General features: G+C 72.3%; 28 protein-coding genes and 1 pseudogene. 22 read left to right on the plus strand and 7 right to left on the minus strand.

What is annotated here, in order from left to right; genetic code table 11:
* Positions 1-270: 270 nt before the first annotated feature.
* Positions 271-600, minus strand: a complete 330-nt coding sequence (locus KGD84_RS32540; protein WP_220566150.1) for a type II toxin-antitoxin system PemK/MazF family toxin — start codon at positions 598-600, stop codon at positions 271-273.
* A gap of 806 nt (positions 601-1,406) precedes the next feature.
* On the opposite strand from KGD84_RS32540, the gene KGD84_RS32545 reads away from it, so the two are divergent.
* The 8 genes from KGD84_RS32545 (at position 1,407) to KGD84_RS33670 (ending at position 8,655) form a co-directional block, all read left to right on the plus strand.
* The gene (locus KGD84_RS32545; RefSeq protein ID WP_260697248.1) at positions 1,407-2,084 is read left to right on the plus strand and encodes a hypothetical protein; all 678 of its coding nucleotides are present in this window, start codon (positions 1,407-1,409) and stop codon (positions 2,082-2,084) included.
* Positions 2,056-2,544 carry a hypothetical protein gene (locus KGD84_RS32550; RefSeq protein ID WP_220566158.1) on the plus strand — a complete coding sequence of 163 codons (489 nt, stop codon included), beginning with the start codon at positions 2,056-2,058 and terminating at the stop codon, positions 2,542-2,544. The genes KGD84_RS32545 and KGD84_RS32550 overlap by 29 nt, the downstream gene beginning before the upstream one ends.
* Before the next feature lie 86 nt (positions 2,545-2,630).
* Entirely contained in the window at positions 2,631-3,248 is a 618-nt protein-coding gene (locus KGD84_RS33895) for a DnaB-like helicase N-terminal domain-containing protein (RefSeq protein ID WP_420910382.1), read from the plus strand.
* On the plus strand, positions 3,140-3,961 hold the full coding sequence (locus tag KGD84_RS33900) for a replicative DNA helicase (protein ID WP_420910383.1): 822 nt from the start codon (positions 3,140-3,142) through the stop codon (positions 3,959-3,961). The genes KGD84_RS33895 and KGD84_RS33900 overlap by 109 nt, the downstream gene beginning before the upstream one ends.
* Positions 3,962-4,316: 355 nt before the next feature.
* Complete coding sequence (locus tag KGD84_RS32560; RefSeq protein ID WP_255647301.1) at positions 4,317-4,442, plus strand: hypothetical protein; 126 nt, start codon at positions 4,317-4,319, stop codon at positions 4,440-4,442.
* A gap of 132 nt (positions 4,443-4,574) precedes the next feature.
* Complete coding sequence (locus KGD84_RS32565) at positions 4,575-4,754, plus strand: hypothetical protein (protein ID WP_220566148.1); 180 nt, start codon at positions 4,575-4,577, stop codon at positions 4,752-4,754.
* Between the two features lie 172 nt (positions 4,755-4,926).
* The gene (locus tag KGD84_RS32570) at positions 4,927-5,430 is read left to right on the plus strand and encodes a hypothetical protein (protein WP_220566147.1); all 504 of its coding nucleotides are present in this window, start codon (positions 4,927-4,929) and stop codon (positions 5,428-5,430) included.
* 39 nt (positions 5,431-5,469) lie between these two features.
* Complete coding sequence (locus tag KGD84_RS33670; protein WP_220566156.1) at positions 5,470-8,655, plus strand: AAA family ATPase; 3,186 nt, start codon at positions 5,470-5,472, stop codon at positions 8,653-8,655.
* 7 nt (positions 8,656-8,662) lie between these two features.
* Here the strand turns inward: KGD84_RS33670 and KGD84_RS32585 are convergent, their stop codons facing one another.
* Entirely contained in the window at positions 8,663-9,973 is a 1,311-nt protein-coding gene (locus tag KGD84_RS32585) for a relaxase/mobilization nuclease domain-containing protein (protein ID WP_220566155.1), read from the minus strand.
* Complete coding sequence (locus KGD84_RS32590; RefSeq protein ID WP_220566154.1) at positions 9,970-10,329, minus strand: hypothetical protein; 360 nt, start codon at positions 10,327-10,329, stop codon at positions 9,970-9,972. The genes KGD84_RS32585 and KGD84_RS32590 overlap by 4 nt, the downstream gene beginning before the upstream one ends.
* A 149-nt stretch (positions 10,330-10,478) precedes the next feature.
* On the opposite strand from KGD84_RS32590, the gene KGD84_RS32595 reads away from it, so the two are divergent.
* From KGD84_RS32595 to KGD84_RS32605, 3 genes are all read left to right on the plus strand, one after another.
* Positions 10,479-11,885: a DUF2637 domain-containing protein gene (locus KGD84_RS32595; protein WP_260697249.1), complete on the plus strand. Its 1,407-nt coding sequence runs from the start codon at positions 10,479-10,481 to the stop codon at positions 11,883-11,885.
* 360 nt (positions 11,886-12,245) lie between these two features.
* Positions 12,246-13,022 carry a ParA family protein gene (locus KGD84_RS32600; protein WP_220566152.1) on the plus strand — a complete coding sequence of 259 codons (777 nt, stop codon included), beginning with the start codon at positions 12,246-12,248 and terminating at the stop codon, positions 13,020-13,022.
* Positions 13,019-13,366: a hypothetical protein gene (locus KGD84_RS32605; RefSeq protein ID WP_220566151.1), complete on the plus strand. Its 348-nt coding sequence runs from the start codon at positions 13,019-13,021 to the stop codon at positions 13,364-13,366. The genes KGD84_RS32600 and KGD84_RS32605 overlap by 4 nt, the downstream gene beginning before the upstream one ends.
* 376 nt (positions 13,367-13,742) lie before the next feature.
* Here the strand turns inward: KGD84_RS32605 and KGD84_RS32610 are convergent, their stop codons facing one another.
* Both KGD84_RS32610 and KGD84_RS32615 read right to left on the minus strand, forming a co-directional pair.
* The gene (locus KGD84_RS32610; protein ID WP_220566150.1) at positions 13,743-14,072 is read right to left on the minus strand and encodes a type II toxin-antitoxin system PemK/MazF family toxin; all 330 of its coding nucleotides are present in this window, start codon (positions 14,070-14,072) and stop codon (positions 13,743-13,745) included.
* Positions 14,069-14,401 (minus strand): hypothetical protein, encoded by a 333-nt coding sequence (locus KGD84_RS32615; protein WP_255647304.1) that lies wholly within the window; start codon positions 14,399-14,401, stop codon positions 14,069-14,071. Before KGD84_RS32615 ends, KGD84_RS32610 begins: the two co-directional genes overlap by 4 nt.
* A gap of 476 nt (positions 14,402-14,877) precedes the next feature.
* Here KGD84_RS32615 and KGD84_RS32620 point away from each other — a divergent pair, with 476 nt between their 5' ends.
* The 8 genes and pseudogenes from KGD84_RS32620 (at position 14,878) to KGD84_RS32655 (ending at position 22,124) form a co-directional block, all read left to right on the plus strand.
* Positions 14,878-16,014 (plus strand): hypothetical protein, encoded by a 1,137-nt coding sequence (locus KGD84_RS32620; protein WP_220566149.1) that lies wholly within the window; start codon positions 14,878-14,880, stop codon positions 16,012-16,014.
* A gap of 86 nt (positions 16,015-16,100) precedes the next feature.
* Positions 16,101-17,429, plus strand: a complete 1,329-nt coding sequence (gene dnaB, locus KGD84_RS32625; protein WP_260697250.1) for a replicative DNA helicase — start codon at positions 16,101-16,103, stop codon at positions 17,427-17,429.
* Positions 17,430-17,785: 356 nt separating this feature from the next.
* Entirely contained in the window at positions 17,786-17,911 is a 126-nt protein-coding gene (locus tag KGD84_RS32630) for a hypothetical protein (protein ID WP_255647301.1), read from the plus strand.
* Between the two features lie 132 nt (positions 17,912-18,043).
* Positions 18,044-18,223 carry a hypothetical protein gene (locus tag KGD84_RS32635; protein ID WP_220566148.1) on the plus strand — a complete coding sequence of 60 codons (180 nt, stop codon included), beginning with the start codon at positions 18,044-18,046 and terminating at the stop codon, positions 18,221-18,223.
* Between the two features lie 172 nt (positions 18,224-18,395).
* Positions 18,396-18,899, plus strand: a complete 504-nt coding sequence (locus KGD84_RS32640) for a hypothetical protein (RefSeq protein ID WP_220566147.1) — start codon at positions 18,396-18,398, stop codon at positions 18,897-18,899.
* A 72-nt stretch (positions 18,900-18,971) separates the two neighbouring features.
* Positions 18,972-20,879, plus strand: a pseudogene (gene mobF / locus KGD84_RS33675) (MobF family relaxase); the annotation flags it as partial.
* An 80-nt stretch (positions 20,880-20,959) separates the two neighbouring features.
* Positions 20,960-21,448, plus strand: coding sequence for an AAA family ATPase (locus KGD84_RS33755; protein ID WP_338151222.1), 489 nt, complete (start codon positions 20,960-20,962; stop codon positions 21,446-21,448).
* A complete protein-coding gene (locus KGD84_RS32655) occupies positions 21,435-22,124 on the plus strand; it encodes a hypothetical protein (RefSeq protein ID WP_260697251.1) in 690 nt (229 codons plus the stop codon). Before KGD84_RS33755 ends, KGD84_RS32655 begins: the two co-directional genes overlap by 14 nt.
* A gap of 7 nt (positions 22,125-22,131) precedes the next feature.
* On the opposite strand, the gene KGD84_RS32660 is transcribed toward KGD84_RS32655, so the two are convergent.
* Both KGD84_RS32660 and KGD84_RS32665 read right to left on the minus strand, forming a co-directional pair.
* Complete coding sequence (locus tag KGD84_RS32660; RefSeq protein ID WP_260697252.1) at positions 22,132-23,277, minus strand: relaxase/mobilization nuclease domain-containing protein; 1,146 nt, start codon at positions 23,275-23,277, stop codon at positions 22,132-22,134.
* Positions 23,278-23,437: 160 nt separating this feature from the next.
* Entirely contained in the window at positions 23,438-23,797 is a 360-nt protein-coding gene (locus tag KGD84_RS32665) for a hypothetical protein (protein ID WP_220566154.1), read from the minus strand.
* A gap of 149 nt (positions 23,798-23,946) precedes the next feature.
* Between KGD84_RS32665 and KGD84_RS32670 the strand changes: the two genes are divergently transcribed.
* From KGD84_RS32670 to KGD84_RS32680, 3 genes are all read left to right on the plus strand, one after another.
* The gene (locus KGD84_RS32670) at positions 23,947-25,353 is read left to right on the plus strand and encodes a DUF2637 domain-containing protein (protein WP_220566153.1); all 1,407 of its coding nucleotides are present in this window, start codon (positions 23,947-23,949) and stop codon (positions 25,351-25,353) included.
* A 359-nt stretch (positions 25,354-25,712) separates the two neighbouring features.
* The gene (locus KGD84_RS32675) at positions 25,713-26,489 is read left to right on the plus strand and encodes a ParA family protein (protein ID WP_220566152.1); all 777 of its coding nucleotides are present in this window, start codon (positions 25,713-25,715) and stop codon (positions 26,487-26,489) included.
* Complete coding sequence (locus KGD84_RS32680) at positions 26,486-26,833, plus strand: hypothetical protein (RefSeq protein ID WP_220566151.1); 348 nt, start codon at positions 26,486-26,488, stop codon at positions 26,831-26,833. The genes KGD84_RS32675 and KGD84_RS32680 overlap by 4 nt, the downstream gene beginning before the upstream one ends.
* The last annotated feature ends 106 nt before the right edge of the window (positions 26,834-26,939 follow it).

The raw sequence follows: 26,939 nt of genomic DNA on the forward strand, positions 1-26,939 counted from the left end.
CCCACAAGGCCGAGAACAGCCCCGAGCCGGTGAGCGTCGCACCTTCGCACGCGTGCTACAAGTGCTACCCGTATCACGCGTGCGAGACCGTGGGGCAGGGGACGCCAAGTGAGGCCCGAGGGGGCACGGGGGCGGGCGCCAGAGCGATTTCTGGCCCACGATAAGTGGGCCTTATCGCGGGTCAGGCATGGATCCAGGGCGGCCTGGGCCGCAAGGCCCCGGGGAGCCCGCCACGCGCCCAGGGGCCGCGCGGGGCCCGGGCGCACCGCCTCAGGACAGGTCGAGGGCGGCTTTGAGCCCGGCGGCGACCCGGGTCATGGTGGCGTGGCTCAGCACCCCGACGTCCTCCAGCAGCTCATCGGCGAACAGCAGGGTGATCTCGTCGCACAGCACGTACCCGCGCAGCGGGGCATCGGCCGGCCCCAGAGGCACCACGGTGGTGCGCTCCTGCTTGCGGGTGGTGGTCAGGCGCACCGCCAGGCAGTCCCCGAGGTTGCGGTTGCGGTGGTTGTTGGAGACCACCGCGTAGGGCTTGCGCTGCTGCTCGCCCTCCTCGGTGTCCAGGTAGACCCAGTAGACGCGGCCCCGGACCGGGGTCATCGGTCTCCCTCCGGAGAGCTCCGGCGCCGGCGGCGCAGTGCGGCCCGCACCGCCCGGTCCTCGTCGTCCTGTTCAGCGGCGATGGCCTGGTACTCGGCCTCCAGCACCTGCTCCTGCAGTGCCTGGCGGCCTACCTCGATCAGGGCGGCCAGGGCGGCCGCCTCCGAGAGCTGGCTCGGCGCCGGAGGGCAGGCGGATGCCGCCGCGGGCGGCGAGCACGGCCAGGGCGTCGTGCTCGGGGGTCCCCGCGGTGCGGGCGGCCTGGACGGTGCGGTCGGTGTCGGGGTCGATGGGCACCGAAGGGCGCCGGATCGTCTGGGTCATGGCCATGCCCCCTACTATGCTGCATTAAGTGCTGCAGAACGTGCTGTTCTCAGTATCGCATGTGGTCCGGTCGCGGCACAGGGGCCCGGATTGTCCTCGTCTGGAGGCCTTTGCGCGTTCCCGTGTGGCGCAGGGGGACCAAGCGCACGGCTGCAGCCCTGAGTGCCCGATGATTCCAGTAGGGTCGTCCCCACGTGCTGTGGGCCTGACCACCCCGCATCACCCCGGACATGACGAAGGCCCGGCGACCAAACCGGGCCTCGTCCAGACAAGCTGGTTGCTCTCACACAGCAACACGGCACAAGCTGGTTGCTCTCACACAGCAACACGGCACTACTAAGTACTGCTCGCCCCTGCAATAGATATCGGCCACTGTAGCCGATGGGGGAGCGGTCGGGCACCTCTTGGGTACCTGAAAACGCCGTGAGCTGTGTGGGGGCGGCCTAGAAAGCAGCCTCATGCCTACCCGCCCCGAAGCCCCCGTGCACTCCGAGGAAGCGGAGTTCCTCGGCCCCAACGACGATCGCTGGTACCGCACCCAGATCCCCGACTGGATCGCGCTGTGCCCGCAGGTGAACCACACCGCGTACCGGCTCTACGTCATCATCCGCAGCCTGATCCTGGAGAAGCAGCCGAAGAAGGTCCGGCTGCTCAGCCACGAGCAGCTCGCGTTCCTGCTGCCCGGCCCGAACGGCAAACCTTCCGGGGTGCGGACCGTCAAGGACGCCCTCCAGGTCCTCACCGAGGTCGGCCTGATCAGCAACCCCGACGGAGAACGCATCATCACCTCCTCCGGCAAGGGCACGATCCGCACGCGGCGCCGGTACCAGCTTCACGACTGGCCGACCGCCGAACTCGCCCTGAAGGTCTGGCGCAACGCCTTCGACAAGCTCGATGCGTTCACTGAGGACTGGCGCGAGACCAGAACCGATGTTTTCGCAGGTGAGGACGTCGGGCGGAATTCCGCCCCTCGAACCGAGCAGCCCTGTGACACCGCTCAGGCCTCCGCCGTGCCCACCCCCGACGGAGCTAAGCGGAGACGTTTCCGCAGGTCAGTTCGTCGGGCGGAATTCCGCCAAGGCTGGGCGAGATTCCGCCCGACGTCGGCGAAATTCCGCACGCCACGCCGACGTGACCAGCGACGACGCGACCTCCCTTAAGCAGTTTCCTGAAGGAAGTCCTTCCTCCTCCTCAGGTGGCACGCAGGACTCACGTGAGGAAGAGGAGGAACAGCCTTCGGCTCGAACGACGGGCGTCACCCCCCTGGACCTGGTCCTGGCGGCTACCGACGCGACCGAGGCCGAGGCCCGGGAGCTGGTGGAGATCCTGCGGCCGGAAGCCAAAAAGTCTCTGGGCGGCTTCATCCGCACGCTGGCGGACCGGGGGGACCTGAGCCACCGGTTGTGGCTGCTGCGGCGCGAGCGTGTGCCTCAGCCCCGCACAGGCGCATCTGAGGCCGCGGGGCCCGACGCGGTGTGTGCTGAGCACCGCGAGCCGCTGGACTGCCCGGTGTGCGTGGTGCTGCACCCGCGCATGGCCCAGAGGCTGCTCGACCGGTTCGGGCCGGTGCGCCGTCCGGACCTGGCCGCCCGCCTGGCACCAGCCGACGCCTCTTCCTGATTCGCCCTGGACACACCACAGGGGCCCGGACACCGCCTGCAGGCTGAGCGCCCGGCCTCTCCCACCCATGGGATGGAAACGCTCGCATGAGCCCACACGAGGACACCCGCGTCCCGCCGCACGACCTCCAGGCCGAGCAGTCCGTGCTCGGCGGGATGATGCTCTCCGCCGACGCCGCCGTGGACGTCATGGCGGTCCTGGCGGCCGGGCACTTCTACCGGCCCGCGCACCAGGTCATCTACACCACGATCTGCTCGCTCATGGACCAGGGCGAGCCCGTAGACGTGGTCTCGGTCAACGCCGAGCTCACCCGCCGCGGCGAGTCGGAACGCGTCGGCGGCGCCCTGTACCTGTACACCCTGGCCAACGCCGTCCCCACCGCCGCGAACGCCGGCTACTACGCCCGCATCGTGTTCGACCACGCCCTGCTGCGCCGCCTGATCGAGGTCGGCACCCGCGCGGCCCAGCTGGGCTACGCCGCCCAGGGCGACCCGGTGGACCTGGTGGACGCCGTCCAGGGCGAGATCCTCGCGATCACCCAGACCCAGACCAAAGAGGAAGACCCGCTGCTTAGGCCGACTACCTGCCCGCCGCGATGGACCGCATCGAACAGCGCGCGGCCCAGGGCGGCGGCCTCCAAGGGCTGCCGACCGGGTTCGCTGACCTGGACGCCCTCACCAGCGGCCTGCTGGCCGGTCAGATGATCGTGATCGGCGCCCGCCCGGCAGTCGGCAAGACCACCCTGGCTCTGGACATGGCCCGCGAGGCCGCCTTCCGGGCCGGGGCGACCGTGGCGTTCTTCTCCCTGGAGATGGGCGAGGAGGAGATCGTCGACCGGATGCTCTCAGCCGAGGCACGGGTGCCATTGCACGGCATTAAGTCCGGGATGGTGAAGGACTACCACTGGGAGGCCCTCCGGGCGGTGATGCCTGTGATCAGCGACTCGAAGCTGGTGATCAAGACCGGGGTGAGCCAGCTCGCCCAGATCCGCGCGGCGTGCCGGCGTATCAAGCGGTCCCTGGGACTGCGGATGGTCGTGGTCGACTACCTCCAGCTCGTTCAGACCGACGGCCGCTACGACAGCAAGCAGCAGGAGGTCACCGAGATCTCCCGCGCATTGAAGCTGCTGGCCCAAGAGCTGGGGATCACCATGGTGGCACTGTCCCAGCTCAACCGCAGGTCCGAGGACCGCGCAGGCAAGAGGCCGCAGATGTCGGACCTGCGCGAGAGCGGCGCGATCGAGCAGGACAGCGACATCGTGATCCTGTTGCACCGCGAGGACCTGCACGACAAGGACTCCCCGCGCTCGGGCGAGGCCGACCTGCTCGTGGTCAAGCACCGCAACGGCCCTACCTGCGACATCACGGTGGCGTTCCAAGGGCACTACAGCCGCTTCGTGGACATGCACCACAGGTAGTCGGGACCCGGAATACAACAGGGCCGGCAGTGACCGTCACGTGGTCGACCCAGGCCTCCTCCACGGCCACCCTTGCCCTTCTGAGAGGAAGAGCAAGTTATAGAGAAGAGTTACTCAAGGAGTTTTCGCAGGTAATGCCCTGGTCCTGGTTGTGGGCGGGGCTGGTGTGGGCTCAGGTGGTCTGGGTTGCGGTCAGAGGGTTCAGGCCGGGGCGGTGGTGGGGCGGCCTCGGTGCGTGTGTGCGGGTGAGCGGGGTGTTTCTTGCGGGCGGGGCGCGGGCCCGGCGGGGGCTGGTGTGCGCGCAGGGATCTCCGATCCACAGGGAAAGACACCGAAACCCGAGAAGGGAAGCACCATGCGAGAGAAGATCAAGAACGTCGTCCGCCGGATGGCCATCGTGATGGACGGGTGGTCGTGTGGCCACTGCGGCACCTGGAACAGCGACGGTGCGTCTGCCTGCCAGGGCTGCGGCAAGAGCTGAAAATCCCCGGCTCGGGGGTTTGAACCTCCCCGAATAGGGTAGAACATACAGTGAGAGGCCGGGGCGTTCGCCAGCCGGACGCCCCGGACCCCGCACCTTGAGAACTCCACAGAGAGCCACGGGAGGCCAGAGATGGACCCGGACGAGCGCATGAACCCGGCAACGCTCCGTAGCGAGCTGGGGGAGACCGCGCAGGGCTTCAGGGACTGGGCCAACGGCCCGGACCGGACCGAGGAGCCGACGCCCGCCCCGGACGCCCCGAAGGGGTTCACGCCGGGGAGGACGATCCCGCTCAAGACCCCGATGCACTGAGGGGCCGAGTGGGAAGGCTCCGCCCGGCGGGTGGCCCCCGCCGGGCCCGCGCCCCGCCCGCAAGAAGGGTGAGTGCGCAGGTATCACTCCAAGAGGTACCTCAGCGTGTCGTGATTGGTGGGGGTGTGGGAGAGTATGCGCGGATCGGGTTGCGGGACAGGGGGCGGGTGGGATGGGTGAGCGGTCCCAGCGCGGCGTGGCCGGCCTGGTGTCGTTGAAGGAGTGGGCGGCCGAGGTGGGCTACAGCCACGGGTACGCGGTGCACGTGATGCCGCGGGCCTATCCGGGGTTCCCGGCTCCGGAGCGTCACCGTACGGGGGTGACGGCCAAGGGCGGGGGCGGGGGCAGTGCCCTGTACGACCCGGCCAAGTTGGAGCCGTTCCGGCCGCGGCGGCCAGCGCCGGTGGAGCTTGCCGAGGAGGACCTGGACCGGCAGGTGACGCTGGGGGGGTTCGCGAAGCTGATCGGGGTGGACGGGCGCAGCCTGACCCAGATCAAGGACGACCGGCCCGACACGTTGCCGCCCACGGTGGACGGGCGGCGGTGGTATCCGCGGGCGCGGTTCTTCGCCCGGGACCTTTTGCTGATGTGGAACAGCCGTCCCGGTCCGGGGCCGGGGTCGGACAAGCGGCGGCCGCCGCTGCCCTGGACGGAGCCCGGGGGCGGGCGGGGCTGAGGCGCTCCTGCGTCGGGGGCGGTGCACGGTGCGGGTCGGGTGGACGAAGGGGAGGTGGGGCGGGTGGCGTGGGTGACGACGCTGGGCCCGGACGCCTCCCAGGTTGACTACCGGCTGCAGAGCCAGTGCGGGTGCGACCACGCCGACCACGACCACGGCCACAGCGCTGAGCAGGGTGGGCAGGACCGGCAGGCGGACTACCGGCTGTACGGGGCGGCGCGGGCGGTGGAGCGGATCGGCGCGGGGTGGGCCGAGTTCGGCGAGCGCTCGGGCACCACGCTGGACGACGAGGCGGCGCTGGAGTCGATGCGCCAGGTGATGGCCGGCCGCGACCCGCGCACGGGTGAGCAGCTCGTCGACCCGAAGATGGCGGTGGACCCGCGGGCCAAGCTGGCGGCCCGGCCGGTGGTGGAGGCGGTCCATGCGGTGGCCGAGGCCGCGCACATGGACCCGGGCGAACTGCTGGGGTCGCCGCGGCTGGCGGCCCGGTTCGCGCGCCTGGAGAAGGGCCTGGTCCGCGACGGTGAGGCGCACCGGGCGCCGGTGGGTGAGCTGGAGGCGATCGCCGAGGCCGCGGGGGTGGATCCGGGTCTGCTGTGGCCGCAGGCGGAGCTGGACCAGGCCAGGGCGCACGCCGATGAGCGGGTTCGGGTCGGCAACCGGGGCTATGACCTGGTGCTGAACGTGCCCAAGAGCTACTCGGGTGCGATAGCGCTGGCCGATGAGGCGACGGCGGCGCGGCTGGAGGAGCTGTACCTGGAGTCGGTGCGCGAGACAGTCACCGACGCGGAGGGGTGGCTGGCCTACGGGATGGCCGGCCACCACGGGGACGGCCAGCGGGCCCGGCGGGTGCAGGCCACGGGGTGGGCCGCCTCGATCACGCTGCACCGGTCGGCGCGCCCGGTCCAGGGGCAGGTGGGGGATCCGCACACGCACGCGCACGTGATGATCCCGAACATGGTCAAGTGCGTCGACGGCACCTGGCGGACGCTGGCCGCGGGTGGGCGTGATCTGCACCGGCACGTGGCGTTGCTGGGGGAGCTGGCCAAGGCGCGGGTGCGGGAGAAGTCGGCGCGCGAGTTCGGGGCGGTGTGGAAGCAGGACGAGCGCACCGGCGAGTGGGAGATCGTCGGGTTCGATCCGGGGTTGCGCGGGTTGTTCAGTTCGCGGTCGCGCCAGATCACCGAGCTGGTGGGCGCGGATGCGTCGCGGGCGCAGAAGCAGGCGGCGGGGCGGGTGCTGGCCCAGGCCAAGGACCCGTTGGGGGAGACCGGGACCGCGCGGCAGGCCTGGCGGGCGCGCGCCGAGGCGGCCGGCTACGACGTGGACGCCCTCGTGGGGCGGGCGCTGTCCGGGCCCGGGGCTGCGCCGGCGGCGCCGGTGCCGTCGCTGGAGGACCTGGTGGCGCGGGTGTGGGATCCCGAGACGGGGGTGACGGCGCACCGCAAGGTGGTCAGCCGGGTCCAGGTGATGGCGGCAGTGACGGCCGCGCTGGGCGGCGGGATCACGAGTGTGTCGCAGGTGGAGGTGCTGACCGACGCGGTCATGGCCTCGGACCGTGCGGTGGTGCTGCCCACGGTGGAGGGTGCGCACCTGTCCAACGCGGTGCGGGTGAGTTCGGCCGACATCGTGGAGGCCGAGCGCACCATCACCGGTTCGGCGCAGCGGCGCCTGGGCCAGGGGGCCGCGGTGGTGGCGCCGGAGCGGGTGGCGGCGGTGCTGGAGGCGTTCGAGGCCGAGCGCGGGTTCGCGTTGTCGGCGGAGCAGCGGGGTGTGGCCGAGCGGTTGATGGGCGCCGGGCACGGTGTGGACCTGGTGCGGGGTGTGGCCGGGGCCGGCAAGACCACGCTGATGAGCGCGGTGTACGCAGGCTGGCAGCAGGCCGGGTACCGGGTGGCGGGGGCGGCGACCGCTGCGGTGGCCGCGGCCAATCTGCAGGCGGAGTCGGGGATCGCCTCCAGCACGGTGGCGGCGTGGGTGTCGCGGATCTCTTCGGGTGAGGGCCTGGAGGGGGTGGATGTGCTGGTCGTGGACGAGGCGGCGATGGTCGACGACCGGTCCATGGCGGTGCTGGTCGGGGAGGCCGAGCGCACCGGCACCAAGGTGGTGGGCATCGGCGACCCGGCCCAGCTGGAAGCGGTCGGGGTCGGCGGGACGTTCGCGGCGGTGCACACCCTGGTGCGGGGCCAGACGCTGACGGAGAACCGTCGGCAGAGCGATGCGGTGGACCAGCAGGCCCTGCGGGCGTGGCTGGACGGGGCCCGGGAGAGCGCCCTGGCAGTGTGGGGGCGGGCGGGGCGGGTGCACGCCGCCAAGCGGGCGTTCGAGGCTCATGAGGCCATCGCCCGGGCGTGGTGGGCCGACCGGGCCCCGGTTGAGGACCGGTTCCAGGCGGTGCAGGACGTGCTGGTCCTGGCGGCCCGCAACAGCGATGTGGAGGAGCTCAACCACCGGATGCGGGTCCTGGCACGCCAGGGCGGCCACCTGGCCGGGGACGAGGAGCGGTTCGCGCTGGCCGGCGGGGGGCGTCTGGCGTTGGCGGCCGGTGACGCGGTGCGGGTGCGCCGCAACGACTACCGGTCGCGGCGCGGTGAGGGCGAGGACGTCCTCAACGGGTTCCGCGGGGTGGTGGCCGAGGTGGACGCCCGGCGCGGGGCCCGGGTGGAGTGGCGGCGCCAGGGGCGGGTGCACAGCGCGTGGATCGGCCCTGAGGCGATCGCGCGGGGGGACCTGAGTCTGGGGTATGCGATGACGATCGCGGCGGCCCAGGGGCTGACGTGCGAGCGTGTGCACGTGTACGGGGTGGGGGCCGACGCCAGGTCGCTGTACCCGGCGATGACGCGCTCGCGCAAGCGCGCGGACCTGTACCTGGCCGGTGAGGCGCTGGCCGATCCCGCGCTGCGCGGGCGGTTGAAGGACGCGTCCGGCGACAAGGAGGTCGTGCGGGCGTGCATCTCGGCGTACGCGCGCACGCTGGCCGTGCGCCAAGAGGGGCTGGTCATCGACGAACTGGACCAGGCTCCCGCCCCCGCCGCGGCTTCGGGTGCCGGTCCGGTGGCTCCTGCCCAGGAGGCCCCGGTGGCCTCGGCCCCGCAGAAGGCCCGCCCCCTGGATGCGCCGGTGCCGCTCAGCCGCGCCCTGGGGCTGAAGAAGGGGGCGGGGCGCTCCCAAGGACCGCGCCTGCCTCCCCCCGGGGCCCCGCGCCGCCGAGGTCCGCAGGTGTAACACCCCGCTACCTATACGGCGTATAGGTAGCGGGGTCGTTGTCCTCCACCAACTCCCACAGGAGAGCACCGGCGGCATGGGCCGCCCGTTCCTGGGGGCCCCACGCGTGGGAGGTGTACCAGGAGCGGATCTGGTCGGCGGTGCGGACCAGGGCGGTAAGCGCCCTCCGGCACCCCGCGGCAGGGGTGGTGCGCGGTGCGGCGCACAGGGCCCGGGCCGCCTCGCGCACCTGTGCGGCCAGGACGGTGGGGACGGCGGCCACCGGCGGCCGTCCCGCGTGGGACCACTGCCGTGCTGCGCTGGCCAGCGGCGGCCGCCACGGTTCGGGGGCGGCCAGGGGCAGGGCGGTGAAGGCGTCCGACAGGGCGGCGGCCACTGCGGCCCGCTGCCCGCCGTCCAGGTATGGCCAGTCCCTGGCCACCTCCTCCACCACAGTGGCCAGGGCCGGCCAGGGAGCCGCCGCGGCCGCCGGATCCGGGAGCACCGGCGCCCCGGCGAAACGTGCGCGCACCCGGGGCAGGGACAGGTCCGGGGCCAGGGAACCGCCGGAGAACCACACCGGTTCCCCACTGTCGAGGCGATCGCGGTCCAGAGCCAGGGCGTAGCCCACCACCGGGTCGGCGCCGCGGCGGCGCAGCAGCACCCCGCGGCCGGTCAGGGCGGTGAAGAACCCGGCCTCGGTGCGGGCGGCGGCGGCCGCGCGGCGGGCCTCCTCCTCCAGAACGGCGCGGGTGGGCCGCTCCCAGCCCTGGCGGCGCGCCTTCTCGGTCTCCCCGCGGGACGGGGCGGGGGCGGAGGTGCGGTCGGAGGCGCTGGTGGGGCGCAGCCCCAGCTCGTCCTCCAGCTCCCGGCACGCGGTGCGCAGGCGCAGGGCATCGTTGTGAATGTCAGGGGTGGCGTCGTCCTGGCGGGCCAGGGTGGCCAGCAGGTGGATGTGGTGGCTCTCGACCCCGTCATGGCGCACCGCGACCCACCGGCACGCGCGGGCGTCACCGGCGGGGGCCACGCCTGCGGCGTCGGCCAGGCGGCGGGCGATGTGCGCCCACTGGGCGTCGTCCAGAGGGTGGTCGGTGGGGGCGACGCGCACGGCGCAGTGCCAGACGTGGTGGCGCCCCCGGGGGCGTACGAACCGGTCCAGGCGGCGGGCCAGCACCGCCAGGTCTGCGGCCGGGGAGGGGGAGCGCCCGGGGTCGGGGACGGCCAGGGTGCGCCAGGCCGCCACCAGATGGGGATCGATGTGCTCGTTGGCGCTTCCGGGCCCGTACAGGTAGTCGAGCAGGCCCCGGGTGTCCTTGCCGCGCATGACCTTGGCGATCACGTTTGGGCCCCGGCCACGGCGTCGCCGGCGTCCTCCAGGGCCTGGGCTGCGGCCTCCAGGCGCTCCAGCAGCCCGGGCTCGGGGTCGGTGCCGATGCGCAAGGCCAGGGCCTCCAGGGCGTTGACGGCATCGTTGAGGGCGATGAGGCTCTGGCGGGCGTCGGGGGCGATGGCCAGCTCCTGGCGGGCCACGCCCAAGGCGGCGTGGGCGGCGAACCCGCTCACGGTCATGCCCTGCTCTTGGGCGGCCCGGGCCAGCAGGGTGTGCTCGTCGTCGCTGAGGCTGAGCTTGACGAAGTGGTCGCGGCGTACCCCCGTCCTGCGGTCGCCGCGTCGGCGCTGGGTCGTGTCGGCCACCGTGGGTTCCTCCGGCACAGGGGTGGGCGGGTCCGGCCGGCTGTGGCCACCCAGGGGTGGTCACAGGGGGTGGCCATGGCCACCCGGGCACGGGGTTGTGGCCGGATTCTGACACACTCGTCCAGATTCGTGATGCTGGGGAGAGACCGATGCCCGACTTGCCATCCACCGCGTCCTGGTGGCTGATCTGCGCCCTGGCCCTGGCCGTGACCGGAGCCCTGGTGTGGGGGGTGCGCCGGGCCACGACCCGCGCCGCCCGCCCCGGCCGGCGTGCGGGCGCGGTGCCGCTGCACGGCGGCTATCTGGCGGCCACCGCGGTCATCGCGGTGGTGGCGCTGGGGTTGATCCTGGTGGCGTTCACCATGAGCTACGCGGCGCTGTACGAGGCCGCCACCTGGCTGGCCCACACCCAGCTGCACGCGATCAACGGCGGTGACCTGCGGTTCCTGTTCCCGTTGGGCATCGACGCGGTCATCGTCTACTTCCTGGCCATGGACCTGCTCATGGAGTGGCAGGGGCGTCGGCACGCGCTGAACCGGTGGGCGGCCTATGCGCTGTCGGCGATCACGATCATCTTGAACGTGTCCCAGGGGGACGGGTCCACCGCCTCCTACCTGGGCCACGCCGACTCGCCCATCGTCATCATCCTCATCGCCGAGGGGGTCGCGGCGTGGATCCGGCACCTGGCCGGGCTCGCGCACGGCCAGGCCGCCGACCGGATCCCCGCAGGGCGGTGGATCGCCCACCCGGTCTCCACTTTGAAGGTGGTGCGGCTCATGCTGGGGTGGGGCATCACCTCCTATCCGCAGGCCCTGGAGCACGAGCAGCGCCGCCAGTTGGCCTACGCCATGCTGCGCGAACAGCACGGCCGCACCTGGCGGCGGCACACTCCCCGCCATCTGCGGTGGATGCTGGACAACGGCTACGAGCTGGACACCGCCTTCGAGCTGACCCGGGCCATGACCTCGGCCACGGTGGCCATGACCGCCACCGAGGTCCAGCACCTGGCCACCCCCGGTGGCCAGGCCCTCGGCCACGCTCTGGCCGCGCCCTCGGAGGCGGAAGACGAGGGGAACGCCGCACCGTACCGGGAGGAGGCTGGGAACCAGGAGGCCACGCCTGTGGCCCCTGCGCAGGAGGAGCTAGCCCACGCCGCCCCGGTGACCGATCGAGCATCTGCGGCGTCGGCCGCGCAGGTGGCCCCCGCTCCGGTTGCGCTGCCCGAGCAAGTTCTGGCCGAGACCGCTCCCACCCCATCGTTCCGCCCCGAACCGGTGTCCCAGACGGAGCCTGAACCTGCACCGACGCCCACCCTGGGAGTGTTGTCGCCGGAGCAGAAACGCCGCCGGGTGCAAGAACTTCTGGTCACCCACCCGGAGATGACCGACGCCGAGCTCGCCGAACAGATTGGCTCCTCACCGCGTACCGCACGCCGCTACCGGGCCGAGCTCGGCTACCACCGCTCTCCGGTGGCCACCCGTGGCCACACCCCGAGCGATGACGGCCAACGGGGCGGCCGGAACCGGGAACCGGAAACCGTGCCCGCCCACCCCTGAACCCGTGGCCGCACGCCCCGATCACGACGGCGCCGGGGTGGCCACTTGAGACCGTCCGCTCGGCCAAGCATGACTAAAGGACCGCACACTCGTGGCCACGGCCCTGGGCTCAGGTCTGAAGGGTGTTCACCGGCGGCGCCTGGGCCCTGCCGAGGTCCGTGCTGCGAAGCCGACGCCTAGCCCTTCCCGGGGCTGCCCCCACAAGAGATCGGATCGCGCCCAAGTCCTCTCCAAAAGAAGGCCGCGAACGGGGACCGCTCCGGTCGACAGGCCTCCTGCCTCGAGTGATACGCCTCGCACAAGTGATACGCGTGCGTGTCGTCGCACGCGTATCACTGGTGCGAGGCGTACGTTCGCCCCATGGACATCTACGACCTGATCAACCAGAAGGGCGGCGTCGGCAAGACCGCGTCGGCCATCTCCCTGGGGGGTGCGATGGCCGATGCGGGGGAGCGTGTGCTCCTGGTCGACCTGGACCCCCAGGGCCACCTCACCGACGCGCTGGGTGTGCCGGAGTCGCCCGACGACGCGACCCTGTCGCAGGCGATCCTGGGCGAGTGGGAGGGCCATCCGCGCGAGCTGGTGGTGGCCTACCGCGAACGCCTGCACGTACTGCCCACGTCGCTGGACATGTTCCTGCTCGACCGGGGGCTGTACATGAGCCAGGGGCGCGAGCACCGCCTGGCCCGGGTCCTGCAGCGTTTGGAGGACGACTACGACGTGTGCCTCATCGACTGCCCTCCCTCCCTGGGGGCGACCACCGACGCCGCCCTGGTCGCGGCCCGCAGCAGGGAGGGACACCGGGGCGGCCTCATCGTCCCGGTGGAGGCCGAGGACTCCTCGATCCGGGCGCTGCGGTTGCTGCTGCGGCAGATCGGCACCCTGAGCCAGGTCATGGGCGTGGACATCGACGTCCTGGGACTGGTGCCCTCGCGGTTCGACGTACGCGACGGGGCCATGGTCACCAGCGTGCTGGAGTCCTTCCGGGCCCTGGGTGCGCCGCCGGTGATCGCCGAGATCCGCAAGCGCAAGGAGGTCCGCGAGGCATGGCGGGAGAAGGTCCCGGTGACCGAGTACGCCCCCGACTCCGAAGTCGCCGGCTGGTTCCGGGACCTGGCCAAGGCGGTGCGCGGATGAGCGCGGCGAAGAGGAAGGCGGCCCCCGCCCCGGACATGGGCGGGCTCACCGACGACTGGCAGAAGATGACCTCTCTGCGCCAGGGCGAGCACGGCCGGCAGGAGGCGCCGACGCCGGCCGCCCCGGACAGGGCCCCCGCGCCGGAGGCCTCTCGATCCGGCCCCGGGGCCATGACCCGGCGCAGCTGGTACGCCAGCGCAGACGCCGTGGAGGCTCTGGCCAAGGCGGTGGACGACATCCACCACGCCACCCGAGCGCCCAAACACGCCGTCGTGTCCGAGCTGTTCCGAGTCGCGGCGGCGGCGGCCCCGCACGTGCAGCAGAAGCTCGCCCCAAAGGAGTGATACGCGTGATACTCCTCGCACGAGTGCTATGCGTCGCACTCGTGCGAGGGGTATCACGCACGGCCACAACGGCGCGGGGCCCGAAAACGGGGCTGCACAGCAGGTACCCACAAGGCCGAGAACAGCCCCGAGCCGGTGAGCGTCGCACCTTCGCACGCGTGCTACAAGTGCTACCCGTATCACGCGTGCGAGACCGTGGGGCAGGGGACGCCAAGTGAGGCCCGAGGGGGCACGGGGGCGGGCGCCAGAGCGATTTCTGGCCCACGATAAGTGGGCCTTATCGCGGGTCAGGCATGGATCCAGGGCGGCCTGGGCCGCAAGGCCCCGGGGAGCCCGCCACGCGCCCAGGGGCCGCGCGGGGCCCGGGCGCACCGCCTCAGGACAGGTCGAGGGCGGCTTTGAGCCCGGCGGCGACCCGGGTCATGGTGGCGTGGCTCAGCACCCCGACGTCCTCCAGCAGCTCATCGGCGAACAGCAGGGTGATCTCGTCGCACAGCACGTACCCGCGCAGCGGGGCATCGGCCGGCCCCAGAGGCACCACGGTGGTGCGCTCCTGCTTGCGGGTGGTGGTCAGGCGCACCGCCAGGCAGTCCCCGAGGTTGCGGTTGCGGTGGTTGTTGGAGACCACCGCGTAGGGCTTGCGCTGCTGCTCGCCCTCCTCGGTGTCCAGGTAGACCCAGTAGACGCGGCCCCGGACCGGGGTCATCGGTCTCCCTCCGGAGAGCTCCGGCGCCGGCGGCGCAGTGCGGCCCGCACCGCCCGGTCCTCGTCGTCCTGTTCAGCGGCGATGGCCTGGTACTCGGCCTCCAGCACCTGCTCCTGCAGTGCCTGGCGGCCTACCTCGATCAGGGCGGCCAGGGCGGCCGCCTCCGAGAGCTGGCCGGCGCCGGAGGGCAGGCGGATGCCGCCGCGGGCGGCGAGCACGGCCAGGGCGTCGTGCTCGGGGGTCCCCGCGGTGCGGGCGGCCTGGACGGTGCGGTCGGTGTCGGGGTCGATGGGCACCGAAGGGCGCCGGATCGTCTGGGTCATGGCCATGCCCCCTACTATGCTGCATTAAGTGCTGCAGAACGTGCTGTTCTCAGTATCGCATGTGGTCCGGTCGCGGCACAGGGGCCCGGATTGTCCTCGTCTGGAGGCCTTTGCGCGTTCCCGTGTGGCGCAGGGGGACCAAGCGCACGGCTGCAGCCCTGAGTGCCCGATGATTCCAGTAGGGTCGTCCCCACGTGCTGTGGGCCTGACCACCCCGCATCACCCCGGACATGACGAAGGCCCGGCGACCAAACCGGGCCTCGTCCAGACAAGCTGGTTGCTCTCACACAGCAACACGGCACAAGCTGGTTGCTCTCACACAGCAACACGGCACTACTAAGTACTGCTCGCCCCTGCAATAGATATCGGCCACTGTAGCCGATGGGGGAGCGGTCGGGCACCTCTTGGGTACCTGAAAACGCCGTGAGCTGTGTGGGGGCGGCCTAGAAAGCAGCCTCATGCCTACCCGCCCCGAAGCCCCCGTGCACTCCGAGGAAGCGGAGTTCCTCGGCCCCAACGACGATCGCTGGTACCGCACCCAGATCCCCGACTGGATCGCGCTGTGCCCGCAGGTGAACCACACCGCGTACCGGCTCTACGTCATCATCCGCAGCCTGATCCTGGAGAAGCAGCCGAAGAAGGTCCGGCTGCTCAGCCACGAGCAGCTCGCGTTCCTGCTGCCCGGCCCGAACGGCAAACCTTCCGGGGTGCGGACCGTCAAGGACGCCCTCCAGGTCCTCACCGAGGTCGGCCTGATCAGCAACCCCGACGGAGAACGCATCATCACCTCCTCCGGCAAGGGCACGATCCGCACGCGGCGCCGGTACCAGCTTCACGACTGGCCGACCGCCGAACTCGCCCTGAAGGTCTGGCGCAACGCCTTCGACAAGCTCGATGCGTTCACTGAGGACTGGCGCGAGACCAGAACCGATGTTTTCGCAGGTGAGGACGTCGGGCGGAATTCCGCCCCTCGAACCGAGCAGCCCTGTGACACCGCTCAGGCCTCCGCCGTGCCCACCCCCGACGGAGCCGGCGGAGACGTTTCCGCAGGTCAGTTCGTCGGGCGGAATTCCGCCAAGGCTGGGCGAGATTCCGCCCGACGTCGGCGAAATTCCGCACGCCACGCCGACGTGACCAGCGACGACGCGACCTCCCTTAAGCAGTTTCCTGAAGGAAGTCCTTCCTCCTCCTCAGGTGGCACGCAGGACTCACGTGAGGAAGAGGAGGAACAGCCTTCGGCTCGAACGACGGGCGTCACCCCCCTGGACCTGGTCCTGGCGGCTACCGACGCGACCGAGGCCGAGGCCCGGGAGCTGGTGGAGATCCTGCGGCCGGAAGCCAAAAAGTCTCTGGGCGGCTTCATCCGCACGCTGGCGGACCGGGGGGACCTGAGCCACCGGTTGTGGCTGCTGCGGCGCGAGCGTGTGCCTCAGCCCCGCACAGGCGCATCTGAGGCCGCGGGGCCCGACGCGGTGTGTGCTGAGCACCGCGAGCCGCTGGACTGCCCGGTGTGCGTGGTGCTGCACCCGCGCATGGCCCAGAGGCTGCTCGACCGGTTCGGGCCGGTGCGCCGTCCGGACCTGGCCGCCCGCCTGGCACCAGCCGACGCCTCTTCCTGATTCGCCCTGGACACACCACAGGGGCCCGGACACCGCCTGCAGGCTGAGCGCCCGGCCTCTCCCACCCATGGGATGGAAACGCTCGCATGAGCCCACACGAGGACACCCGCGTCCCGCCGCACGACCTCCAGGCCGAGCAGTCCGTGCTCGGCGGGATGATGCTCTCCGCCGACGCCGCCGTGGACGTCATGGCGGTCCTGGCGGCCGGGCACTTCTACCGGCCCGCGCACCAGGTCATCTACACCACGATCTGCTCGCTCATGGACCAGGGCGAGCCCGTAGACGTGGTCTCGGTCAACGCCGAGCTCACCCGCCGCGGCGAGTCGGAACGCGTCGGCGGCGCCCTGTACCTGTACACCCTGGCCAACGCCGTCCCCACCGCCGCGAACGCCGGCTACTACGCCCGCATCGTGTTCGACCACGCCCTGCTGCGCCGCCTGATCGAGGTCGGCACCCGCGCGGCCCAGCTGGGCTACGCCGCCCAGGGCGACCCGGTGGACCTGGTGGACGCCGTCCAGGGCGAGATCCTCGCGATCACCCAGACCCAGACCAAAGAGGAAGACCCGCTGCCGGCCGACTACCTGCCCGCCGCGATGGACCGCATCGAACAGCGCGCGGCCCAGGGCGGCGGCCTCCAAGGGCTGCCGACCGGGTTCGCTGACCTGGACGCCCTCACCAGCGGCCTGCTGGCCGGTCAGATGATCGTGATCGGCGCCCGCCCGGCAGTCGGCAAGACCACCCTGGCTCTGGACATGGCCCGCGAGGCCGCCTTCCGGGCCGGGGCGACCGTGGCGTTCTTCTCCCTGGAGATGGGCGAGGAGGAGATCGTCGACCGGATGCTCTCAGCCGAGGCACGGGTGCCATTGCACGGCATTAAGTCCGGGATGGTGAAGGACTACCACTGGGAGGCCCTCCGGGCGGTGATGCCTGTGATCAGCGACTCGAAGCTGGTGATCAAGACCGGGGTGAGCCAGCTCGCCCAGATCCGCGCGGCGTGCCGGCGTATCAAGCGGTCCCTGGGACTGCGGATGGTCGTGGTCGACTACCTCCAGCTCGTTCAGACCGACGGCCGCTACGACAGCAAGCAGCAGGAGGTCACCGAGATCTCCCGCGCATTGAAGCTGCTGGCCCAAGAGCTGGGGATCACCATGGTGGCACTGTCCCAGCTCAACCGCAGGTCCGAGGACCGCGCAGGCAAGAGGCCGCAGATGTCGGACCTGCGCGAGAGCGGCGCGATCGAGCAGGACAGCGACATCGTGATCCTGTTGCACCGCGAGGACCTGCACGACAAGGACTCCCCGCGCTCGGGCGAGGCCGACCTGCTCGTGGTCAAGCACCGCAACGGCCCTACCTGCGACATCACGGTGGCGTTCCAAGGGCACTACAGCCGCTTCGTGGACATGCACCACAGGTAGTCGGGACCCGGAATACAACAGGGCTAAGCAGTGACCGTCACGTGGTCGACCCAGGCCTCCTCCACGGCCACCCTTGCCCTTCTGAGAGGAAGAGCAAGTTATAGAGAAGAGTTACTCAAGGAGTTTTCGCAGGTAATGCCCTGGTCCTGGTTGTGGGCGGGGCTGGTGTGGGCTCAGGTGGTCTGGGTTGCGGTCAGAGGGTTCAGGCCGGGGCGGTGGTGGGGCGGCCTCGGTGCGTGTGTGCGGGTGAGCGGGGTGTTTCTTGCGGGCGGGGCGCGGGCCCGGCGGGGGCTGGTGTGCGCGCAGGGATCTCCGATCCACAGGGAAAGACACCGAAACCCGAGAAGGGAAGCACCATGCGAGAGAAGATCAAGAACGTCGTCCGCCGGATGGCCATCGTGATGGACGGGTGGTCGTGTGGCCACTGCGGCACCTGGAACAGCGACGGTGCGTCTGCCTGCCAGGGCTGCGGCAAGAGCTGAAAATCCCCGGCTCGGGGGTTTGAACCTCCCCGAATAGGGTAGAACATACAGTGAGAGGCCGGGGCGTTCGCCAGCCGGACGCCCCGGACCCCGCACCTTGAGAACTCCACAGAGAGCCACGGGAGGCCAGAGATGGACCCGGACGAGCGCATGAACCCGGCAACGCTCCGTAGCGAGCTGGGGGAGACCGCGCAGGGCTTCAGGGACTGGGCCAACGGCCCGGACCGGACCGAGGAGCCGACGCCCGCCCCGGACGCCCCGAAGGGGTTCACGCCGGGGAGGACGATCCCGCTCAAGACCCCGATGCACTGAGGGGCCGAGTGGGAAGGCTCCGCCCGGCGGGTGGCCCCCGCCGGGCCCGCGCCCCGCCCGCAAGAAGGGTGAGTGCGCAGGTATCACTCCAAGAGGTACCTCAGCGTGTCGTGATTGGTGGGGGTGTGGGAGAGTATGCGCGGATCGGGTTGCGGGACAGGGGGCGGGTGGGATGGGTGAGCGGTCCCAGCGCGGCGTGGCCGGCCTGGTGTCGTTGAAGGAGTGGGCGGCCGAGGTGGGCTACAGCCACGGGTACGCGGTGCACGTGATGCCGCGGGCCTATCCGGGGTTCCCGGCTCCGGAGCGTCACCGTACGGGGGTGACGGCCAAGGGCGGGGGCGGGGGCAGTGCCCTGTACGACCCGGCCAAGTTGGAGCCGTTCCGGCCGCGGCGGCCAGCGCCGGTGGAGCTTGCCGAGGAGGACCTGGACCGGCAGGTGACGCTGGGGGGGTTCGCGAAGCTGATCGGGGTGGACGGGCGCAGCCTGACCCAGATCAAGGACGACCGGCCCGACACGTTGCCGCCCACGGTGGACGGGCGGCGGTGGTATCCGCGGGCGCGGTTCTTCGCCCGGGACCTTTTGCTGATGTGGAACAGCCGTCCCGGTCCGGGGCCGGGGTCGGACAAGCGGCGGCCGCCGCTGCCCTGGACGGAGCCCGGGGGCGGGCGGGGCTGAGGCGCTCCTGCGTCGGGGGCGGTGCACGGTGCGGGTCGGGTGGACGAAGGGGAGGTGGGGCGGGTGGCGTGGGTGACGACGCTGGGCCCGGACGCCTCCCAGGTTGACTACCGGCTGCAGAGCCAGTGCGGGTGCGACCACGCCGACCACGACCACGGCCACAGCGCTGAGCAGGGTGGGCAGGACCGGCAGGCGGACTACCGGCTGTACGGGGCGGCGCGGGCGGTGGAGCGGATCGGCGCGGGGTGGGCCGAGTTCGGCGAGCGCTCGGGCACCACGCTGGACGACGAGGCGGCGCTGGAGTCGATGCGCCAGGTGATGGCCGGCCGCGACCCGCGCACGGGTGAGCAGCTCGTCGACCCGAAGATGGCGGTGGACCCGCGGGCCAAGCTGGCGGCCCGGCCGGTGGTGGAGGCGGTCCATGCGGTGGCCGAGGCCGCGCACATGGACCCGGGCGAACTGCTGGGGTCGCCGCGGCTGGCGGCCCGGTTCGCGCGCCTGGAGAAGGGCCTGGTCCGCGACGGTGAGGCGCACCGGGCGCCGGTGGGTGAGCTGGAGGCGATCGCCGAGGCCGCGGGGGTGGATCCGGGTCTGCTGTGGCCGCAGGCGGAGCTGGACCAGGCCAGGGCGCACGCCGATGAGCGGGTTCGGGTCGGCAACCGGGGCTATGACCTGGTGCTGAACGTGCCCAAGAGCTACTCGGGTGCGATAGCGCTGGCCGATGAGGCGACGGCGGCGCGGCTGGAGGAGCTGTACCTGGAGTCGGTGCGCGAGACAGTCACCGACGCGGAGGGGTGGCTGGCCTACGGGATGGCCGGCCACCACGGGGACGGCCAGCGGGCCCGGCGGGTGCAGGCCACGGGGTGGGCCGCCTCGATCACGCTGCACCGGTCGGCGCGCCCGGTCCAGGGGCAGGTGGGGGATCCGCACACGCACGCGCACGTGATGATCCCGAACATGGTCAAGTGCGTCGACGGCACCTGGCGGACGCTGGCCGCGGGTGGGCGTGATCTGCACCGGCACGTGGCGTTGCTGGGGGAGCTGGCCAAGGCGCGGGTGCGGGAGAAGTCGGCGCGCGAGTTCGGGGCGGTGTGGAAGCAGGACGAGCGCACCGGCGAGTGGGAGATCGTCGGGTTCGATCCGGGGTTGCGCGGGTTGTTCAGTTCGCGGTCGCGCCAGATCACCGAGCTGGTGGGCGCGGATGCGTCGCGGGCGCAGAAGCAGGCGGCGGGGCGGGTGCTGGCCCAGGCCAAGGACCCGTTGGGGGAGACCGGGACCGCGCGGCAGGCCTGGCGGGCGCGCGCCGAGGCGGCCGGCTACGACGTGGACGCCCTCGTGGGGCGGGCGCTGTCCGGGCCCGGGGCTGCGCCGGCGGCGCCGGTGCCGTCGCTGGAGGACCTGGTGGCGCGGGTGTGGGATCCCGAGACGGGGGTGACGGCGCACCGCAAGGTGGTCAGCCGGGTCCAGGTGATGGCGGCAGTGACGGCCGCGCTGGGCGGCGGGATCACGAGTGTGTCGCAGGTGGAGGTGCTGACCGACGCGGTCATGGCCTCGGACCGTGCGGTGGTGCTGCCCACGGTGGAGGGTGCGCACCTGTCCAACGCGGTGCGGGTGAGTTCGGCCGACATCGTGGAGGCCGAGCGCACCATCACCGGTTCGGCGCAGCGGCGCCTGGGCCAGGGGGCCGCGGTGGTGGCGCCGGAGCGGGTGGCGGCGGTGCTGGAGGCGTTCGAGGCCGAGCGCGGGTTCGCGTTGTCGGCGGAGCAGCGGGGTGTGGCCGAGCGGTTGATGGGCGCCGGGCACGGTGTGGACCTGGTGCGGGGTGTGGCCGGGGCCGGCAAGACCACGCTGATGAGCGCGGTGTACGCAGGCTGGCAGCAGGCCGGGTACCGGGTGGCGGGGGCGGCGACCGCTGCGGTGGCCGCGGCCAATCTGCAGGCGGAGTCGGGGATCGCCTCCAGCACGGTGGCGGCGTGGGTGTCGCGGATCTCTTCGGGTGAGGGCCTGGAGGGGTGGATGTGCTGGTCGTGGACGAGGCGGCGATGGTCGACGACCGGTCCATGGCGGTGCTGGTCGGGGAGGCCGAGCGCACCGGCACCAAGGTGGTGGGCATCGGCGACCCGGCCCAGCTGGAAGCGGTCGGGGTCGGCGGGACGTTCGCGGCGGTGCACACCCTGGTGCGGGGCCAGACGCTGACGGAGAACCGTCGGCAGAGCGATGCGGTGGACCAGCAGGCCCTGCGGGCGTGGCTGGACGGGGCCCGGGAGAGCGCCCTGGCAGTGTGGGGGCGGGCGGGGCGGGTGCACGCCGCCAAGCGGGCGTTCGAGGCTCATGAGGCCATCGCCCGGGCGTGGTGGGCCGACCGGGCCCCGGTTGAGGACCGGTTCCAGGCGGTGCAGGACGTGCTGGTCCTGGCGGCCCGCAACAGCGATGTGGAGGAGCTCAACCACCGGATGCGGGTCCTGGCACGCCAGGGCGGCCACCTGGCCGGGGACGAGGAGCGGTTCGCGCTGGCTCGGCGGGGGGCGTCTGGCGTTGGCGGCCGGTGACGCGGTGCGGGTGCGCCGCAACGACTACCGGTCGCGGCGCGGTGAGGGCGAGGACGTCCTCAACGGGTTCCGCGGGGTGGTGGCCGAGGTGGACGCCCGGCGCGGGGCCCGGGTGGAGTGGCGGCGCCAGGGGCGGGTGCACAGCGCGTGGATCGGCCCTGAGGCGATCGCGCGGGGGGACCTGAGTCTGGGGTATGCGATGACGATCGCGGCGGCCCAGGGGCTGACGTGCGAGCGTGTGCACGTGTACGGGGTGGGGGCCGACGCCAGGTCGCTGTACCCGGCGATGACGCGCTCGCGCAAGCGCGCGGACCTGTACCTGGCCGGTGAGGCGCTGGCCGATCCCGCGCTGCGCGGGCGGTTGAAGGACGCGTCCGGCGACAAGGAGGTCGTGCGGGCGTGCATCTCGGCGTACGCGCGCACGCTGGCCGTGCGCCAAGAGGGGCTGGTCATCGACGAACTGGACCAGGCTCCCGCCCCCGCCGCGGCTTCGGGTGCCGGTCCGGTGGCTCCTGCCCAGGAGGCCCCGGTGGCCTCGGCCCCGCAGAAGGCCCGCCCCCTGGATGCGCCGGTGCCGCTCAGCCGCGCCCTGGGGCTGAAGAAGGGGGCGGGGCGCTCCCAAGGACCGCGCCTGCCTCCCCCCGGGGCCCCGCGCCGCCGAGGTCCGCAGGTGTAACACCCCGCTACCTATACGGCGTATAGGTAGCGGGGTCGTTGTCCTCCACCAACTCCCACAGGAGAGCACCGGCGGCATGGGCCGCCCGTTCCTGGGGGCCCCACGCGTGGGAGGTGTACCAGGAGCGGATCTGGTCGGCGGTGCGGACCAGGGCGGTAAGCGCCCTCCGGCACCCCGCGGCAGGGGTGGTGCGCGGTGCGGCGCACAGGGCCCGGGCCGCCTCGCGCACCTGTGCGGCCAGGACGGTGGGGACGGCGGCCACCGGCGGCCGTCCCGCGTGGGACCACTGCCGTGCTGCGCTGGCCAGCGGCGGCCGCCACGGTTCGGGGGCGGCCAGGGGCAGGGCGGTGAAGGCGTCCGACAGGGCGGCGGCCACTGCGGCCCGCTGCCCGCCGTCCAGGTATGGCCAGTCCCTGGCCACCTCCTCCACCACAGTGGCCAGGGCCGGCCAGGGAGCCGCCGCGGCCGCCGGATCCGGGAGCACCGGCGCCCCGGCGAAACGTGCGCGCACCCGGGGCAGGGACAGGTCCGGGGCCAGGGAACCGCCGGAGAACCACACCGGTTCCCCACTGTCGAGGCGATCGCGGTCCAGAGCCAGGGCGTAGCCCACCACCGGGTCGGCGCCGCGGCGGCGCAGCAGCACCCCGCGGCCGGTCAGGGCGGTGAAGAACCCGGCCTCGGTGCGGGCGGCGGCGGCCGCGCGGCGGGCCTCCTCCTCCAGAACGGCGCGGGTGGGCCGCTCCCAGCCCTGGCGGCGCGCCTTCTCGGTCTCCCCGCGGGACGGGGCGGGGGCGGAGGTGCGGTCGGAGGCGCTGGTGGGGCGCAGCCCCAGCTCGTCCTCCAGCTCCCGGCACGCGGTGCGCAGGCGCAGGGCATCGTTGTGAATGTCAGGGGTGGCGTCGTCCTGGCGGGCCAGGGTGGCCAGCAGGTGGATGTGGTGGCTCTCGACCCCGTCATGGCGCACCGCGACCCACCGGCACGCGCGGGCGTCACCGGCGGGGGCCACGCCTGCGGCGTCGGCCAGGCGGCGGGCGATGTGCGCCCACTGGGCGTCGTCCAGAGGGTGGTCGGTGGGGGCGACGCGCACGGCGCAGTGCCAGACGTGGTGGCGCCCCCGGGGGCGTACGAACCGGTCCAGGCGGCGGGCCAGCACCGCCAGGTCTGCGGCCGGGGAGGGGAGCGCCCGGGGTCGGGGACGGCCAGGGTGCGCCAGGCCGCCACCAGATGGGGATCGATGTGCTCGTTGGCGCTTCCGGGCCCGTACAGGTAGTCGAGCAGGCCCCGGGTGTCCTTGCCGCGCATGACCTTGGCGATCACGTTTGGGCCCCGGCCACGGCGTCGCCGGCGTCCTCCAGGGCCTGGGCTGCGGCCTCCAGGCGCTCCAGCAGCCCGGGCTCGGGGTCGGTGCCGATGCGCAAGGCCAGGGCCTCCAGGGCGTTGACGGCATCGTTGAGGGCGATGAGGCTCTGGCGGGCGTCGGGGGCGATGGCCAGCTCCTGGCGGGCCACGCCCAAGGCGGCGTGGGCGGCGAACCCGCTCACGGTCATGCCCTGCTCTTGGGCGGCCCGGGCCAGCAGGGTGTGCTCGTCGTCGCTGAGGCTGAGCTTGACGAAGTGGTCGCGGCGTACCCCCGTCCTGCGGTCGCCGCGTCGGCGCTGGGTCGTGTCGGCCACCGTGGGTTCCTCCGGCACAGGGGTGGGCGGGTCCGGCCGGCTGTGGCCACCCAGGGGTGGTCACAGGGGGTGGCCATGGCCACCCGGGCACGGGGTTGTGGCCGGATTCTGACACACTCGTCCAGATTCGTGATGCTGGGGAGAGACCGATGCCCGACTTGCCATCCACCGCGTCCTGGTGGCTGATCTGCGCCCTGGCCCTGGCCGTGACCGGAGCCCTGGTGTGGGGGGTGCGCCGGGCCACGACCCGCGCCGCCCGCCCCGGCCGGCGTGCGGGCGCGGTGCCGCTGCACGGCGGCTATCTGGCGGCCACCGCGGTCATCGCGGTGGTGGCGCTGGGGTTGATCCTGGTGGCGTTCACCATGAGCTACGCGGCGCTGTACGAGGCCGCCACCTGGCTGGCCCACACCCAGCTGCACGCGATCAACGGCGGTGACCTGCGGTTCCTGTTCCCGTTGGGCATCGACGCGGTCATCGTCTACTTCCTGGCCATGGACCTGCTCATGGAGTGGCAGGGGCGTCGGCACGCGCTGAACCGGTGGGCGGCCTATGCGCTGTCGGCGATCACGATCATCTTGAACGTGTCCCAGGGGGACGGGTCCACCGCCTCCTACCTGGGCCACGCCGGCCCGCCCATCGTCATCATCCTCATCGCCGAGGGGGTCGCGGCGTGGATCCGGCACCTGGCCGGGCTCGCGCACGGCCAGGCCGCCGACCGGATCCCCGCAGGGCGGTGGATCGCCCACCCGGTCTCCACTTTGAAGGTGGTGCGGCTCATGCTGGGGTGGGGCATCACCTCCTATCCGCAGGCCCTGGAGCACGAGCAGCGCCGCCAGTTGGCCTACGCCATGCTGCGCGAACAGCACGGCCGCACCTGGCGGCGGCACACTCCCCGCCATCTGCGGTGGATGCTGGACAACGGCTACGAGCTGGACACCGCCTTCGAGCTGACCCGGGCCATGACCTCGGCCACGGTGGCCATGACCGCCACCGAGGTCCAGCACCTGGCCACCCCCGGTGGCCAGGCCCTCGGCCACGCTCTGGCCGCGCCCTCGGAGGCGGAAGACGAGGGGAACGCCGCACCGTACCGGGAGGAGGCTGGGAACCAGGAGGCCACGCCTGTGGCCCCTGCGCAGGAGGAGCCGGCCCACGCCGCCCCGGTGACCGATCGAGCATCTGCGGCGTCGGCCGCGCAGGTGGCCCCCGCTCCGGTTGCGCTGCCCGAGCAAGTTCTGGCCGAGACCGCTCCCACCCCATCGTTCCGCCCCGAACCGGTGTCCCAGACGGAGCCTGAACCTGCACCGACGCCCACCCTGGGAGTGTTGTCGCCGGAGCAGAAACGCCGCCGGGTGCAAGAACTTCTGGTCACCCACCCGGAGATGACCGACGCCGAGCTCGCCGAACAGATTGGCTCCTCACCGCGTACCGCACGCCGCTACCGGGCCGAGCTCGGCTACCACCGCTCTCCGGTGGCCACCCGTGGCCACACCCCGAGCGATGACGGCCAACGGGGCGGCCGGAACCGGGAACCGGAAACCGTGCCCGCCCACCCCTGAACCCGTGGCCGCACGCCCCGATCACGACGGCGCCGGGGTGGCCACTTGAGACCGTCCGCTCGGCCAAGCATGACTAAAGGACCGCACACTCGTGGCCACGGCCCTGGGCTCAGGTCTGAAGGGTGTTCACCGGCGGCGCCTGGGCCCTGCCGAGGTCCGTGCTGCGAAGCCGACGCCGGCCCTTCCCGGGGCTGCCCCCACAAGAGATCGGATCGCGCCCAAGTCCTCTCCAAAAGAAGGCCGCGAACGGGGACCGCTCCGGTCGACAGGCCTCCTGCCTCGAGTGATACGCCTCGCACAAGTGATACGCGTGCGTGTCGTCGCACGCGTATCACTGGTGCGAGGCGTACGTTCGCCCCATGGACATCTACGACCTGATCAACCAGAAGGGCGGCGTCGGCAAGACCGCGTCGGCCATCTCCCTGGGGGGTGCGATGGCCGATGCGGGGGAGCGTGTGCTCCTGGTCGACCTGGACCCCCAGGGCCACCTCACCGACGCGCTGGGTGTGCCGGAGTCGCCCGACGACGCGACCCTGTCGCAGGCGATCCTGGGCGAGTGGGAGGGCCATCCGCGCGAGCTGGTGGTGGCCTACCGCGAACGCCTGCACGTACTGCCCACGTCGCTGGACATGTTCCTGCTCGACCGGGGGCTGTACATGAGCCAGGGGCGCGAGCACCGCCTGGCCCGGGTCCTGCAGCGTTTGGAGGACGACTACGACGTGTGCCTCATCGACTGCCCTCCCTCCCTGGGGGCGACCACCGACGCCGCCCTGGTCGCGGCCCGCAGCAGGGAGGGACACCGGGGCGGCCTCATCGTCCCGGTGGAGGCCGAGGACTCCTCGATCCGGGCGCTGCGGTTGCTGCTGCGGCAGATCGGCACCCTGAGCCAGGTCATGGGCGTGGACATCGACGTCCTGGGACTGGTGCCCTCGCGGTTCGACGTACGCGACGGGGCCATGGTCACCAGCGTGCTGGAGTCCTTCCGGGCCCTGGGTGCGCCGCCGGTGATCGCCGAGATCCGCAAGCGCAAGGAGGTCCGCGAGGCATGGCGGGAGAAGGTCCCGGTGACCGAGTACGCCCCCGACTCCGAAGTCGCCGGCTGGTTCCGGGACCTGGCCAAGGCGGTGCGCGGATGAGCGCGGCGAAGAGGAAGGCGGCCCCCGCCCCGGACATGGGCGGGCTCACCGACGACTGGCAGAAGATGACCTCTCTGCGCCAGGGCGAGCACGGCCGGCAGGAGGCGCCGACGCCGGCCGCCCCGGACAGGGCCCCCGCGCCGGAGGCCTCTCGATCCGGCCCCGGGGCCATGACCCGGCGCAGCTGGTACGCCAGCGCAGACGCCGTGGAGGCTCTGGCCAAGGCGGTGGACGACATCCACCACGCCACCCGAGCGCCCAAACACGCCGTCGTGTCCGAGCTGTTCCGAGTCGCGGCGGCGGCGGCCCCGCACGTGCAGCAGAAGCTCGCCCCAAAGGAGTGATACGCGTGATACTCCTCGCACGAGTGCTATGCGTCGCACTCGTGCGAGGGGTATCACGCACGGCCACAACGGCGCGGGGCCCGAAAACGGGGCTGCACAGCAGGTA

This window comes from Nocardiopsis changdeensis (assembly GCF_018316655.1).
Classification (GTDB): Bacteria; Actinomycetota; Actinomycetes; order Streptosporangiales; family Streptosporangiaceae; genus Nocardiopsis; species Nocardiopsis changdeensis.